Origin of the sequence: Streptomyces sp. NPDC050121, assembly GCF_044460385.1 — a bacterium.
GTDB lineage: Bacteria > Actinomycetota > Actinomycetes > Streptomycetales > Streptomycetaceae > Streptomyces > Streptomyces soliscabiei.
Genome location: NZ_JBITJV010000063.1, coordinates 9,879 through 22,875 on the forward strand (window position 1 = coordinate 9,879; position 12,997 = coordinate 22,875).

Annotated in this window: 17 protein-coding genes and 1 pseudogene; 7 read left to right on the forward strand and 11 right to left on the reverse strand. The window is 70.6% G+C overall.

The genetic code is table 11. The features are described from left to right. Positions 1 to 111: 111 nt before the first annotated feature. From ACIBTS_RS46155 to ACIBTS_RS46170, 4 genes are all read right to left on the reverse strand, one after another. The gene (locus ACIBTS_RS46155; protein ID WP_399327487.1) at positions 112 to 537 is read right to left on the reverse strand and encodes a PPOX class F420-dependent oxidoreductase; all 426 of its coding nucleotides are present in this window, start codon (positions 535 to 537) and stop codon (positions 112 to 114) included. A 72-nt stretch (positions 538 to 609) separates the two neighbouring features. Next, positions 610 to 1,005, reverse strand: a complete 396-nt coding sequence (locus ACIBTS_RS46160; RefSeq protein ID WP_399327489.1) for a nuclear transport factor 2 family protein — start codon at positions 1,003 to 1,005, stop codon at positions 610 to 612. 26 nt (positions 1,006 to 1,031) lie between these two features. Further along, positions 1,032 to 1,766, reverse strand: a complete 735-nt coding sequence (locus ACIBTS_RS46165; protein WP_399327538.1) for an MBL fold metallo-hydrolase — start codon at positions 1,764 to 1,766, stop codon at positions 1,032 to 1,034. A 79-nt stretch (positions 1,767 to 1,845) separates the two neighbouring features. Further along, on the reverse strand, positions 1,846 to 2,226 hold the full coding sequence (locus ACIBTS_RS46170; RefSeq protein WP_399327491.1) for a VOC family protein: 381 nt from the start codon (positions 2,224 to 2,226) through the stop codon (positions 1,846 to 1,848). 275 nt (positions 2,227 to 2,501) lie between these two features. Here ACIBTS_RS46170 and ACIBTS_RS46175 point away from each other — a divergent pair, with 275 nt between their 5' ends. Next, a complete protein-coding gene (locus ACIBTS_RS46175; RefSeq protein WP_399327493.1) occupies positions 2,502 to 3,383 on the forward strand; it encodes an SPL family radical SAM protein in 882 nt (293 codons plus the stop codon). Positions 3,384 to 3,413: 30 nt separating this feature from the next. Here the strand turns inward: ACIBTS_RS46175 and ACIBTS_RS46180 are convergent, their stop codons facing one another. The 5 genes from ACIBTS_RS46180 to ACIBTS_RS46200 form a co-directional block, all read right to left on the reverse strand. After that, positions 3,414 to 3,701: a winged helix-turn-helix transcriptional regulator gene (locus ACIBTS_RS46180; protein WP_399327540.1), complete on the reverse strand. Its 288-nt coding sequence runs from the start codon at positions 3,699 to 3,701 to the stop codon at positions 3,414 to 3,416. 240 nt (positions 3,702 to 3,941) lie between these two features. After that, positions 3,942 to 4,103: a hypothetical protein gene (locus ACIBTS_RS46185; RefSeq protein ID WP_319670361.1), complete on the reverse strand. Its 162-nt coding sequence runs from the start codon at positions 4,101 to 4,103 to the stop codon at positions 3,942 to 3,944. A 287-nt stretch (positions 4,104 to 4,390) separates the two neighbouring features. Then, a complete protein-coding gene (locus ACIBTS_RS46190; protein ID WP_399327495.1) occupies positions 4,391 to 5,275 on the reverse strand; it encodes a universal stress protein in 885 nt (294 codons plus the stop codon). Positions 5,276 to 5,341: 66 nt separating this feature from the next. Continuing rightward, on the reverse strand, positions 5,342 to 6,442 hold the full coding sequence (locus ACIBTS_RS46195; protein ID WP_399327497.1) for a hypothetical protein: 1,101 nt from the start codon (positions 6,440 to 6,442) through the stop codon (positions 5,342 to 5,344). Between the two features lie 233 nt (positions 6,443 to 6,675). Continuing rightward, complete coding sequence (locus ACIBTS_RS46200) at positions 6,676 to 6,876, reverse strand: hypothetical protein (protein ID WP_399327498.1); 201 nt, start codon at positions 6,874 to 6,876, stop codon at positions 6,676 to 6,678. A 318-nt stretch (positions 6,877 to 7,194) separates the two neighbouring features. On the opposite strand from ACIBTS_RS46200, the gene ACIBTS_RS46205 reads away from it, so the two are divergent. Further along, positions 7,195 to 7,398 (forward strand): cold-shock protein, encoded by a 204-nt coding sequence (locus ACIBTS_RS46205; RefSeq protein ID WP_399327542.1) that lies wholly within the window; start codon positions 7,195 to 7,197, stop codon positions 7,396 to 7,398. 785 nt (positions 7,399 to 8,183) lie between these two features. Here ACIBTS_RS46205 and ACIBTS_RS46210 read toward each other — a convergent pair. Then, entirely contained in the window at positions 8,184 to 8,543 is a 360-nt protein-coding gene (locus tag ACIBTS_RS46210) for a CBS domain-containing protein (protein WP_399327500.1), read from the reverse strand. Between the two features lie 17 nt (positions 8,544 to 8,560). Then, on the reverse strand, positions 8,561 to 8,998 hold the full coding sequence (locus tag ACIBTS_RS46215) for a site-2 protease family protein (protein WP_399327502.1): 438 nt from the start codon (positions 8,996 to 8,998) through the stop codon (positions 8,561 to 8,563). A 392-nt stretch (positions 8,999 to 9,390) separates the two neighbouring features. Between ACIBTS_RS46215 and ACIBTS_RS46220 the strand changes: the two genes are divergently transcribed. From ACIBTS_RS46220 to ACIBTS_RS46240, 5 genes and pseudogenes are all read left to right on the forward strand, one after another. Further along, positions 9,391 to 9,858 carry an Hsp20/alpha crystallin family protein gene (locus ACIBTS_RS46220; RefSeq protein ID WP_399327504.1) on the forward strand — a complete coding sequence of 156 codons (468 nt, stop codon included), beginning with the start codon at positions 9,391 to 9,393 and terminating at the stop codon, positions 9,856 to 9,858. A gap of 822 nt (positions 9,859 to 10,680) precedes the next feature. Then, positions 10,681 to 10,986: a universal stress protein gene (locus ACIBTS_RS46225; RefSeq protein WP_399327506.1), complete on the forward strand. Its 306-nt coding sequence runs from the start codon at positions 10,681 to 10,683 to the stop codon at positions 10,984 to 10,986. Then, complete coding sequence (locus ACIBTS_RS46230) at positions 10,980 to 11,420, forward strand: archease (RefSeq protein ID WP_399327508.1); 441 nt, start codon at positions 10,980 to 10,982, stop codon at positions 11,418 to 11,420. The genes ACIBTS_RS46225 and ACIBTS_RS46230 overlap by 7 nt, the downstream gene beginning before the upstream one ends. 76 nt (positions 11,421 to 11,496) lie before the next feature. Then, positions 11,497 to 11,739, forward strand: a pseudogene (locus tag ACIBTS_RS46235) (RtcB family protein); the annotation flags it as partial. A 319-nt stretch (positions 11,740 to 12,058) separates the two neighbouring features. Continuing rightward, on the forward strand, positions 12,059 to 12,838 hold the full coding sequence (locus tag ACIBTS_RS46240) for a slipin family protein (RefSeq protein ID WP_399327510.1): 780 nt from the start codon (positions 12,059 to 12,061) through the stop codon (positions 12,836 to 12,838). The last annotated feature ends 159 nt before the right edge of the window (positions 12,839 to 12,997 follow it).

Consider the following 12,997-nt stretch of genomic DNA (forward strand, 5'->3'; position numbering starts at 1 on the left):
CCGGCCCTCCCTGTTTCGACGCGGGCCGGGCGGGGGGGGGGGGGCGCGCGCGCGCCCCCCCCCCCCCCCCCCCCCCCCCCCCCCCCCCCCCCCCCCCCCGCCCGTTGTCGTTCAGTCGGCGATGCCGTTGAAAGCGATGACTTTGTCGATGTGGGCGCGGACGAGGAGGTTGCCGGGGCCGCCATTGCGGGCGGCGTACTCCTGGGTGCGCTCTTCGCCCATGTAGCGGGCGCCGAGGAGACCGCCCCAGTGCAGCATCTCCTCGGGGTTCGCGGAGGTCTCGGCGCGTCCTTGGAGTATGACGAAGGCGTACGGCGGGCGGTCGTCATCGACGCAGAGGGCGAAGCGTCCGTCGCGGGCGAGGTTGCGGCCCTTGACGCCGTCCTTCTCGGTGGTGAGCACGATGTCGTCGCCGTCGAGAAGGAACCACACCGGGGTGACGTGCGGGCTTCCGTCGGCCCGGACGGTTGACAGCTTGCCGGTGCGGGTGCCGTGCGTGACGAACGCCCGCCACTGCTCGCCGGTCATCTTCCGCATGCGATGCCTTTCATACTGGTGGGGCCGTTCGCCACCCCGAGGCCGGGCCGGCCTCGGGGCACACAGCGGGTGTCAGCGGCCCCAGAAGGCGTCTTCGGCGTTCTGGTCGCCGGAGAAGAGCCACATCTCGGTGATCTTGCCGTTCTGGATGCGCAGGAGATCCACGCCGTCCATGGCCATGGACGTGTCGCCGCGGCGGCCGGTGAAGTGGATGTGGGCGGCGACCAGGTCACCGTTGCCCATGAGCGAGTGGATCTTGTCGATGGCGAAGGTGCCCTGGCTGGCCTCCATCATGCCGCCGAGCATCTGGAAGACGGTGCCCTGGCCCTTGTGGTCGCCGGAGAACTGGTTGGCGCCGGGCTGGTGCCACACGATGTCGGCGTCGAGGAGGTTGCCGAGGGCGGCTATGTCTCCGGTCTGGACGGCCTGGAAGTAGGCGCGGGCAAGGTCGAGGTTGGCAGTAGTCATCGTGGTCTCCGTAGGTTCGGTCGGGGTCATCGGGCGAAGTCGAGGCGGTCGGCGAGGCCGGCCTCGGTGAAGGCGGCCTCGATCTCGGCGCGGCCTTCCTGGAAGTGGGCCCAGCTGTCGTAGTGCGCGGGGACGACGCGTCGGGCGCCGAGCGTCTTGGCGGCCTCGGCGCCCAGGGCGCTGTCCAGGGTGAGCAGGGCGCCGTCGAAGGCGAACGGCATGCGGGCACCGCCGAGGAAGAGGACCGCGGTGTCGACGGGTGCGAACTTCTCGGCGATCTCCTTGACGTGCTCCAGGGCGGCGTTGTCGCCGCTGACGTAGACCGAGGGGAGGTCGTCGGAGGTGAGCATGAAGCCGATGACGTCACCGGTGATCGGCTCGCAGCCCACGGGGCCGTGCCGGGCGGCCACGCCGGTGACGGTCACGGTGCCGCCGTCGTGCCGCTTGAGCTCGGCGGTCTGCCAGAAGGCGAGGCCGCGGGCGTTACCGCCCAGGCGGTCGGCGCCGCTCTCGGTGGTGAAGACGACCGGCACCTCTGCCAGCAGGGCCCGGCCGGCGTTGTCGAGGTTGTCGTCGTGCTCGTCGTGGGAGAGCAGGACGGCATCGATGGGGCCGAGGCCGGCGGCGGTGACCGGTGAGGAGTCGGTCTTGACGAGCTTGTGGTCGCCCGGGAGGGGCATGGAGTACTCGCCGGGCGGGTCGAAGGTGGGATCGGTGACGAACCTGAGCCCGCCCCTGCGGCGCGCTCCAGCGGGAGGCAGGGCGGAAGAGGCACGGGTTTACGGGCCCGCCCGCTCCCTGGAAGCGGCCGGCGGGGGCGGCTGGCGGCCGTGGTCGGGCTCATGGGGCGGGTGCGGAGAAGACGCCGAAGTGGTTGCCGGCGGTGTCCTCCAGCCGGGCGAAGGTGAGGCCCGCGGAGTCGGAGACCGGCTCCATGAGGACCTTGGCGCCGAGTTCCCGGCCGCGCTCGACAGTCGCGGCGACGTCCTGGACCAGGACGTAGAAGATCGCGTAGTTGGGGAAGTTGCCCTCCGACTCCCACACGCCGCCGGTCGGCTGTCCGGCGCCGGGCGTCATCACGGAGTGGTAGGTCACGCCGGGGGTGTTGGTGTTGAGGGCGTACTTCCAGTCGAAGAGCTCGCCGTAGAACTCCTTGACCTTCTCGGGCTGGTCGGTGCCGAACTCGAACCAGGCGACCGAGTTGAAGGCGGGAACGGTCATGACACGCACTCCTTACTCCCTGAAAAGGGAGAAATGTCTCTGAGGCAGGCCAGTCCAAGCGGTGACGGCCGCCCTGCGGGGGCTCGCGAGAACCAGGCGGAGGTGACGGGCTCCGGACCGGCTCGGCCTCCAGCAAACCATTTACATTCCATGGAAGCAACTTCCATCGATTATTGTTCCATGTGTATGGGTTCGGCGACCGTCAGTCGGCCCCCGGACAGCACAGGACCCCGGCTTGTCGGACACGGACGCGGGCCGCAGGAAGGAAGCACGTCATGGAACCGGTCGAGATCGAGGCGAAGAGCCTGATCCAGAAGTCGAAGACCCCGTCGAACGATTACGTCATCAACCCCTACACGGGCTGCGTACTGGGCTGTGCCTACTGCTTCGCCAGCTTCGCCGGGCGGCAGTTCGGCCGGTCGGTCAAGGAGTGGGGTGACTACCTGTACGTGAAGAAGAACGCGGTCGAGCTCGCCCGCAAGGAGCTGGCGAAGATGCCGGAGCACAAGAGGCGGGGCACGATGCTGCTCAGCTCGGTCACCGACCCCTACCAGGGGCACGAGACGAAGTACCGGCTCACCCGCGGCATCCTGCGCGAACTGAAAGCGGTCGAGTTCCCGGGCCTGGTCCGCATCCTCACCAAGTCACCCGTCGTCACCCGCGACATCGACCTGCTCACCAGCCTGCCCCAAGCTGAGGTCGGCATGACCGTGACCAGCACCGACGACAAGGTCAGCCGCTGGCTGGAGGTCCGCGCCCCGCTCGCCTCCCGCCGCCTGCACACCCTGGCCGAACTCAACGAGGCCGGCATCCACACCTACGCCTTCGTCGGCCCGCTCCTGCCCCACTTCGCCACCCAGCCCGAACTCCTCGACGACCTCTTCGCCCGGCTCGTCGACGCGGGAGTCGGTGAGGTGTTCATGGAGCACATCAACCTCAAGCGGTACATCCGCGAGCGCATGGACCAGGTCCTCGCGGACGAGCCCGAAGACGTCCGCGAGGCGTACCTCCAGGCGCAGACGAAGGAGCACCGCGCACAGCTGGACGCGATCGTGGCGGAGCTGCTGGACAAGCACGGGCTGCGGCTGCGCTTCGAGGAGGTCGTCCACCACGACGACAACGACGCCCTGCGGCAGCGGCTCGCGTCCTCGCCGTGACTGCGTCCGGGCCGCCGGGCCAGGTGTACGTCAGGCGGTGACGCCGGCCTCGGGATCCGGCACCGCCATGGCCCATGTCCCCATGGCCTCCAGGACCTCGCGCAGTCCCTCGCCGAGAGGGGTCAGCGCGTACTCGACGCGCGGCGGGATCTCCGCGTAGGTCGTGCGGGTGACGATGCCGTGCCGCTCGAACTGGCGCAGCCGGCTGGTCAGGGTGTGCGGGCTGATGCCGGGCAGAGCCTCGCGCAGCTGGGTGAACCGGTGGGGGCCGTGGAGCAGTTCGCGCACGATCAGGGTGGCCCACGGTCCGTTGAGCAGCGTGAGGAACCGGGCGACACGGGCGCCACCGGCCTGGGCGCGGGCCGTCGGCGAGGGTCGCTTTGATCGCTTCGGCCCTGGCGTCGGTGGGCAGCAGCGCCCGCAACTCCAGGCCGAGGACGGAGCGCGAACCCTCGGCCGATGCCGCGATCCGCGTTTCCGGCCGCTGTCCCCAGCCCTACAGGGCCCTCGTCCCCCTCGCCGCCCGGTGAGACGACAGACCGGTACGAACAACTGCTCCTACGGTTCCACGCGCCACATTCTTGAATCGCCGCCACGCCACTCGACCAGATCCGGATCATCGATCCCCATGTGCGCTTCCGGCAGGCCAGAACGACGCAGAAACTCCACAACATCGAGCAGGTGATAGGCCGTACCCACCTGCTCGCCACGAATCGTCACCCGCCTCCCGGCATCCGACCCTGGCGGATGCACGACCACAGGTGCATGTCGAGTCACCATCCCAGCCTCACCCTGACCGTGCCCTGCCGCAAGTTGCTGTCCGCGGGGCGTCCATACCAAGTCGCCCGGGGCACGTCATCACGTTCCAGCAGCGTTCCAAGCACCGGTTCGTCGACCCGGTGCTCGCAAGCTCGGCGGCCCGGCAGAAGCGGGCAGAGCCCGCGTCCTGATCCGGCTGCGGGACGACGGCAACCGGGCGGTTCCCGGTCGTCAGCGAGCAGCAGGAGTCAGCCGCGTGGGACGACAGTGACCGGGCAGTGCGCGTGCTGCAGCACGGCGTGTGTGACCCGGCCCAGCGCACGGCCCACGTGGTGGGCGGGCCTGCGTGCGCCCACCACGACGAGCTCCGCGCGCAGGGACGCCGCGACCAGTTCACCTGCCGGAGAGGGGACCCTCACCACCTCTTCGGTCACCTCCAGGTCCGGGAACTCCTCCCGGACGGAGCCGAGCATGCGGGTACTCGCCGCGGCCTCCGCCTCCACGGCCACCCGCACCACGTCGGCCATGGGCGCCATGCTCCCGACGTACTGGAGGTAGGTCCACGTACTCAGCAGACGCAGCGACGCCTTGCGCCGCCTGGCGGTCTCCCCGGCAAAACGCACCGCCTCCAGGTCCTCTTCGTCCCGCACGCCCACCACGACCACCCCGCTCGGCGGCCGCTCCGTACCACGCACGACGACCACAGGGCACTTCGCCTGTCCGGCCACCGTCAGCCCGACCGATCCCAGCAGCAGCGTGGAGAAACCACCCAGCCCTCGCGAACCCACGACGATCGTCACCGCGGGAGCCTCGACACCCTCGGCTTGCGGAGCCGTCGACGCGGCCGCCCGCAGCAGGCTGTCGGCCGCGGGCTCCCGGCCGACCTCTGTGGAGACCGCCAGGCCGGGCGCCCTGTCGGAGGCCGCGGCCGCAGCCTCGCCCAGCAAGGACCGGGCCGCCTCGCGGACCCGCCGCGCGGTGTCGGCGGACAGGCGTTCCGACAAGTCGAGATCGACGGCGCACACGATGTGCAGAGGCTGGTGCCGGAGGGCGGCCTCCTGCGCCGCCCACAGCACCGCGCGTGCCGCTCCGGCCGAACCGTCCGTCCCTACCACCACCGGCCCCTCAGACATACCTCACCAGCTCCTCCCGACACCAAGCAGAACCCGCCGTCCCAGCTCAGGCCGGGCCACGGGGGATCACAACGGCACGCCCGGGTCGGTGTACCGCAGCAGCACGCCCACCCCGTCCTCCAGAGGCAGTTCCTCCCGCGGTACGACCACCAGCTCGGCGCCGGTGCGGACCAGGGCGCGGATCAAGGCCGCGCCGGGCTGTTCCTCCTGGAAGCCGAGGACGCCGAAGGACTCCAGGTCGGCGGCCGACATAGCGATCTGCGTCGGCTCCGAGCCGGCCCACAACCGCACGGGCAGGTCGACGGGCGTGTTGAGCAGCAGCGCGCCTGCCTGAGCGCGCTGCAACGCGGCCACAACCGCTGCCATCCCCTCGACTGCACCGGCCTGCCGGGTTTGCCGCGTCCGGAACTTCTCCACCCGAGCCCGGTCCCGTCCGCTCATCCGGCCCCGGAAGACATCGCTCAACTCCTGCTCCAGCAGCGCCCGTCCCCCGCCGGCCGGATGCCCGTCATCCGCGACTGAGACCACACGCTCGGGCAAGGGCTCGGGCAGGCGGTTCACCAGCACGTTGCGCGCCCGGACCTCCCCGCCCAACACGATCACCTCGGCACCGCTGCGGTGGACCAGGTCGGCCAGCTCACCGGCGATCTCGGCGGCGCCGTGCGGCCACTTGGCCGCAGGACCGCTGCGATGGCAACGCCTCTCAGGTGCGACCGCGCTGCTCGGCCACCTCCCCGTCTGGAAGTCCACCTCCATCTCCTCCGGCGCGCCGGTCTCCGGGTGCGCGGCGCGGTGCACAGTGGCGGCCGCATACGGGATGTCCGGCGCGTGCTGGACCGCGAGCGGCATCACGTCGGGCAACGCGCCGAACCGGGCCGCGTCGTGCGCCGGCGGATCGGGCAGCTCCTCCACCAGGACCAGACCACCGTGGCTCGCGAAGATCGCCTGCCCGTGCCGCCCGGAAACCTCCCGGTCCGTGCCCGCGATGTCGGCGACGACGGCCACGGTGGCGTTGTCGGCCCCCTGCCGGGCCAGGTCCTCACGCAGATGCCGGCGTCGCAACCTGATCGCCGCCTCCGGGTCGGGGACGTCACGCGAGGTGTCCAGATAGGCACAGGCATACGGTCCCGGTCGCGCGTACACAGGGTCGAGAAAGGTCAGCTCCACGGTCGCCTCCTCATCACGGTGGCCCGTTGTCACGGTGGCCCGTTCGAGCCATCCCGAACCGCTCCCCCTCCCGGCCACCCAGACACCGCTTGCCGACCGACGCCCCAACCCGCCTCCGCTCTTCAAGTAGACCTCCCGCCCACCGACTTTGCGCGCGGGACAGTGCACCGCCGACTCGCGGGGGCGCAGGGTCTGGCAGGCGTCGTCGCGGGATCCTGGCAGCCCGGTGTTCGTCACTCCGGTGCCGAGCGGGAACCGACGGCGGTGTCCTGGGACGGTGGGCGGACGGAGAACAAGGCCACGAGGAGGCCGCAGGCACAGCCCGCCAGCACCACCGCGGGCAGGTGCCCGTCCGGGGCGAATCCGCCGATGGCGAGCCTGGCGAGCGCCAACCCGGCAGCACCGAGGCCGCACAGCAGGAACGCCGGTGACATTCACTGCCTGTAGAGGTCTGCCAACGGGGCGACGGACCGCCGGCAGCCGTCGGCAGCAGGTGGGGTTCGCGACAGATGGCTCGCGCGCCGCGCGTGCTGAACAACTCCATGGCGATGGGATACCTGGCTTCGGCAGCCACTGCGTCCGTCAGAAGCCATCCGTATCGATCCCACGTCCTGTCGGCTGGAGGGTCTCTGCCTACGGGAATCGTGCTGCTGTCCGCGTCGTGGCGGATCTGGTCGGTGGCCGTAGCGCTGTACCTTGCAGACGGACAGTCTGTCCTGATCTTCGGTACCTCTCTTGCAAGGGACATGGCGGTGGCGCAAGGCACGGTGAAGTGGTTCAACGCGGACAAGGGTTTCGGGTTCATCACCCCGGACGAGGGCGGTCCCGATCTTTTCGTTCACTTCAGGGCCATCCAAGTGCCCGGTTACAAGAGCCTGGAGGAGGGTCAGCGGGTCGAGTTCACGATCGTCCAGGGGGCGAAGGGGCCACAGGCTGACCAGGTAGTACCGCTGTAGAGGCATGGCCAGCGAACCTGTCGGGCAGCCCGGCGAATTAAAAGACGACGAGCACAGACCGCTCCCCGCGGGTTACGCGAACAGCCGCGACCATCTACGGCACGCGCTGACCCGCCTTGAGACCGTTCTCGCTCGGCACCTTGGGATTGGGGCTGCCGCCGAAGAGCGCGGCGCGGTGGTGCCGGGGGCGCCGGGTGTGCCCGGGCGGTCCGGCTTGGAAGTGACCGCAGCACACGACCGCCGTGGAGGTGAGCCGCTATGACGCTCTCCGGTGCAACACCGGTCGGCGAGGCCCTCGCCCTGACGGCGCCCGACCCTGCAGTTTGTCGGAACGAACATCCTCTGGCCGGCCTGGCCGTTCGCCGCCGAGTTCAGTGATCTGCACGCCGCGCCGGGCGTTTCGAACACCTGGTGCTGCTACCCGCCGCAGCGAAGGCCAAGGGGGTCAGCGCCTCCCTCGCCGACGGTAACCATCCTCAAGGCCCAGGCAGTCAAGCCCCACCACGTCGAGGTCCAGGGCTGACCCGGCCCCACGAGGTGACAAGGTCGGTTGCCTGGAACCGAGGGCCGGCAGCTGTCGTCTTGCCGGCGGGCCTGGCGATCGCGGGTCTGGTCGCGCACCCCCGATGTCCGTTCCGGGCACAGCCGGGCCCGCACCGCAGGTCGGCACCGCGACAGAGCCAGGGCATCTCGGGCCGGCGCCCTCCTGGACGTAGCCGAGCACCCCAACGACGCCAACGTGCGCGGCCGAAAGGCCGTTGACCGGGAGCTCCGCAATCAGCTTCTCACCGCCTCGGGGCGGTGTTCATCAGCCAGGTCACCGTACGGCTGATGTCCGACAGTGACAGGATCCCGACGAGTGTGCCCTCATCCATCACCAGCACGCGGTGCTCGGCACCGGGCTCCATGCGGGGCAGCAGATCCGCCAGTGAGTTGTCCGGACCCGCGACGATGGTCCGCGACAGCGGCACCATCACCTCGCCCACCGTCACCGCCCCACTCTTCTCAAGCGGCACCTGCCTGGCGCCGTCCAGGGTCACCAGCCCGACCGGTGAGCCGTCCGCACCGGTCACAGGGAACACCGAGTGCCGGTACCGATACAGCGGGTCGGCCAGCAGGTCCGCGACCGTCAGGGCTGCGGGCACCGTGAGCGGATCCCTTGTCATGGCGTCACGCACGGGGGTCCCTCAGCGGTGGCGGCCGCGATGAGGAACCAGCCGATCAGTGCCAGCCAGAGCCCGCCGAACCCGCCGCCCCTCATGAACACCACAAGCCCCAGCACGATGAGCAGCCAGCCAAGGACACGTCCCGCCGCGGTGGCCCCAGCGGTCGCCCGCAGCCGGTCTCCCGTACGCCACCACAGGAAGGCGCGCAACAGCCGCCCGCCGTCGAGCGGAGCGGCGGGAAGGGCGTTGAAGACGGCGAGCAGCAGGTTGATGCCCGCAAGCCAGCCCACCACCTCGACCAGGAGCCTGGGCACGGACACCAGGGCGAGCAGCCAGGTGCCCAGCGCGAAGAGTCCGCTGTCACGAGCAGCGTGCGCAGCAAACGGCCGGGCCTCGCGGTGCCGATCCGCGGTGCCGCCGGGTGGGCAAGTCACGTCTGGTGGAGGCACTCCTGCGACCGACTCGCCCAGCCCAACACGTACGGCCGTCGGTTCCACCAGCGCAACACCGAGCTGGTCGTTCCCCCGCTCAGCTCACGCGACATCGCCACCGTGGTCGGCCTGTCTGCGGCCGACGCCTCCACGACGCCCACCCCGCACCTGTGGCTCTCCTTCATCGACCCCGGCACCCGGCCGTCAAACCGAGGCCGTGGTGACCGCGTTCTCAGTTCGGACCGATGTCTGCTCCACCCGGCCAGGGCGCAGTGGGGTGTTGGGAACCCTGGGACGGCACGGCCGGGCGTCCCGGTCGCCCGGCGGGCTGCCCCGGCGCAGGATGGAAGAAGCAGACAGTCCCGATCCCTTTCCCTGCCCTGGAGGTGGATGCGATGACTCTGCCCGTACGGCACCGGCCCGGCAGCCTGCTGGAGCGGGCCTTCCCCTGGGGGGAGCCGCTGGCCGCAGATTTCGGCGAAATGTTCGAGAGGATGAACCGGTTTCTGGAGGCCGCCGCGCCCCGGTGGACCGAGACCATGGCCTGGGCGCCACTGGCCGACCTGCGCGAGACCGATGACGCATACGTGGTCGAGTGCGAGCTGCCCGGCCTCCAGCGCGAGGACATCGACGTCGAGGTCAGCGAACGCGAGCTGGGCATCACCGGAGAGCTGAAGGAACGCGAACGCGAAGGCGTGCTGCGCCGCGCCACGCGCCGCAGCGGGCACTTCGAGTACCGCGCTCTGCTGCCCGCCGAGGTCAACTCCGAGCAGGTCAGCGCGCAGCTGGCCGACGGGATCCTGACCGTGACCGTCCCCAAGACGCAGACGGCCAAGCCCCGCCACATCGAGATCACGACCTGACCAACCTGTCGGCTGGTGGGGCCGAGCGACTGACTCGGTCCGACGCCTGGCCATCAGCCCAAGCACGCCGGTGGTGGCGGCGAAGACGACGGCGAAGCCGCCGACCAGGGCGTTGCTGGCGATCACCGCGGCGGGGTGCGAGCTCCTGGCGTCGGACACCGACGTCGCGCCGGTAGCCGCTGACGCGTCATCGTCCACCCCGAGATGATCACCAGCGATGGGCTTCGGCCTGTCGACGCGCGCCGTGCCACACGCCTGCCGGCACGGCCGCGTCCCGGGACGACGCTCACGCGAGTGACCGACCACTGCCACCAGCGCTACCACCACTCTGCCCCTGCCGCACCGCCCGTCGAACGAACGAGGTGGACCGGCGGCTCGGCGAACTGCGCCGCGCGACCGCGCAGTTGACCGGCGCCCGGGCCGACGAGGAGCGAACCTTGAAGCGTTCGCCCGTCTCGCCGCCCGCTCGAATTCCTTTCTCGCCGAGTTCGAGGGGCCGGCCCCTGTGCCCGTACCAGCAGCTGTGAAGCGCAGGTCCGGTACGGCTGCGCCCGCAAGGTCGACGCTGCCCAGCGGCCTCCGGCGTGGCGCACGAGTGAGGTGGCCCGGAGGCCGTTGTGGCCTGTGATGGGGCCGGGGCGGCGAGTACTGGCAGAACGCGGCCTGGCGGCGGCCGCGTTGCAGGCCTGGCCGTCGTTCTGGGGACAGGCGGTGGGAGAGGGCCGGCGGTGGTTCGCGCGCCTCGCCGACCGGGGTGGCGGACTGCTGCTGGTCAAGGGGGGGTGGGAGCGGAACAACCCTCGGGAGCAGGCGGGTGGGCGAATGAGCAACAACGCAACGTCCGCTCCGCGGATCGTGGTGGGCGTCGACGGCTCCGAGCCGTCGAAGGCGGCACTGCGGCTGGCGGCCGACCAGGCTGAGCTGGTGGGTGGCGTGGTCGACGCGATCTTCGCCTGGGAGTTCCCGACGAGTTGGTACGGCCTGGCACCGCCCGCGGTCACGAAGCCGGCCACCACGAGACATGAACTCGCGCCCCAGGAACCGACGTGGGCGCCGTGGCCCGTCCCCCGCGAGACGCTTCGGTTCACCGACAGCGCGGGATCGTGCATCCGGCCGGGGGCATGGTGACCGGCGCTGAGCACGGGCCGTCGCCGCGCGGTCATCGGAGCCTGCCGCACACCGGCGACCTGCGCCTCGAGGCGTGGGCGCCGACGCGGGAGGAGTGCATCGCCGAGGCGGTGCGGGGCATGGTCGGCAGCTTCGCCGACCTGCCCGCGGACGCCTCCGGCGTCACCCGGGAGTGCGCGGTGTCCGCCGAGGACGACGGACGGCTCCTCGCCGCCGTGCTCGAGGAGGTCATCTACCGCATGGACGCCGCAAGCGAGCTTCCCCTGGGCGTCGCCGTGACGCCGGCGCCGGGCGGGGTGGGCCTGCGTTTCACGATGGCCGACAGCTCGGCGGCCACACAGATCGGGGCGGTGCCCAAGGCCGTCTCGCTGCACGGACTTGCGCTGGCGCCGGGTTCGCACGGGTGGGCCTGCCGGGTGACGCTGGATGTATGACGCCTCATCCCGGCGTCCGGCACCGAGATGCCTCGCCGAGGAGGCGGCACCGAGATGACCATCGGCGTTCGACTCCTGCTGCCACGGCGCGGGCCGCGTCCGGAGCCGACACCGCGCCCACCGAGAGATCACCACCCGGCAACTGCGCACCGAACTGGCCGGTGCCGGGGTCGCGGTACGCCCCGCCTCCTGGCACAGCCTCCCCGAGGAGGCCCCCGAGGCGTACAAGGAAGTCGACGCCGTCGTCCAAGCAGGCGAACACAACAACCTGGGCCGCCTGGTCGCCCGTCTGCAGCCGCTGGGCGTCCTCAGGGGCTGAGAACTGCCGAACCGCCACCCGGCTGCGGCTCCGTCTCTTCCCGGATACTGGCTCATCAGCTCCTGCGGCCGGCTACAAGGGCCACTCATGGTGGTCGCCACGCTGGGGGTGGTGCAGTGCTCAGTCGCCTCGCAGGCGTCGTGGTGACCGTCTTCGGCCGGACAGTGACCACGGATGCCGGGGCCGCACCGCCTGGAGGAGCCCGGATGCCGAAAAGCAGGTGTGCCGGGGGCAGTTCGGCCCCTGACGACGGGGCTGGTGTGGCCGGGGCAGGCCAGACGAGTCACGATGAAATCAAGAGCCTCAGGAGGTGAGTCCCGTGGCAAACCTGGGAGTCGCGATTGTCCGGCAGTACCAGCGCGGTGTCGTGTTCCGGTTCGGGAAACTGCGCAATGTACGGGACCCGGGCATCCGGTTCATGATTCCCCTGGCGGACCGGATGGTGAAGGTCACGCTACGGACGGTCACCATGCCCATCCCGTCCCAGCAGGTGATCACCCGGGACAACGTCTCCATCGGCGTCGCCGCGGTCGCCTACTTCCGCCGCGTCGACCCGGTGAAGTCCATCGTCGAGATCGAGGATGTGTCGTCCGCGATCAGCCAGATCGCCCAGACCACCGTGCGCAACGTTGTCGGCCGTTCCCTGCTCGACCAGGTGCTCACCGACACCGAGACGCTCAACACCCAGATCAAGGACATCCTCGACGGCCTCACCCAGCAATGGGGTGTATACGTGCTGCTGGTGGAGCTGAAGGACATCGAGCTCCCGGCCACCATGCAACGGGCCATGGCCCGCCAGGCCGAGGCCGAACGCGAGAAGCGCGCCAAGATCATCGCTGCCGAGGGGGAGGCCCTGAGCGCCGACCGCCTCGCCGAGGCCGCCGACGTCATCAGCGACCACCCCATCGCCCTGCAACTGCGCAACCTGCAGATCCTCGCCGAGATCGCCGCGGAGAAGAACTCCACGATCGTCTTCCCCGCCCAGTTCCTCGAAAGCTCCCGAGCTTTGACCCGATTCGTCGAAGAGGAAGCTGGAAGAGCCGCCGCACCCCTGCCGGAGCTGGGCAGCCGCAGAGCACCAGCGGCAAGCGGCAGCTAGGGCGTGTTTCGAAAGTAGCGTCGTCCGCCCGGAGGGCGGGGCCCGCGGCGTCTGGTGCGGTGCATCGCAAGGCGGAGAGTCGTGGGGGGGGGGGGGGGGGGCGGGCCGCCCCCCCCCCCCCGGGGGGGGGCGGGGCCCCCGGGGGGGGGCGGCCCGGGC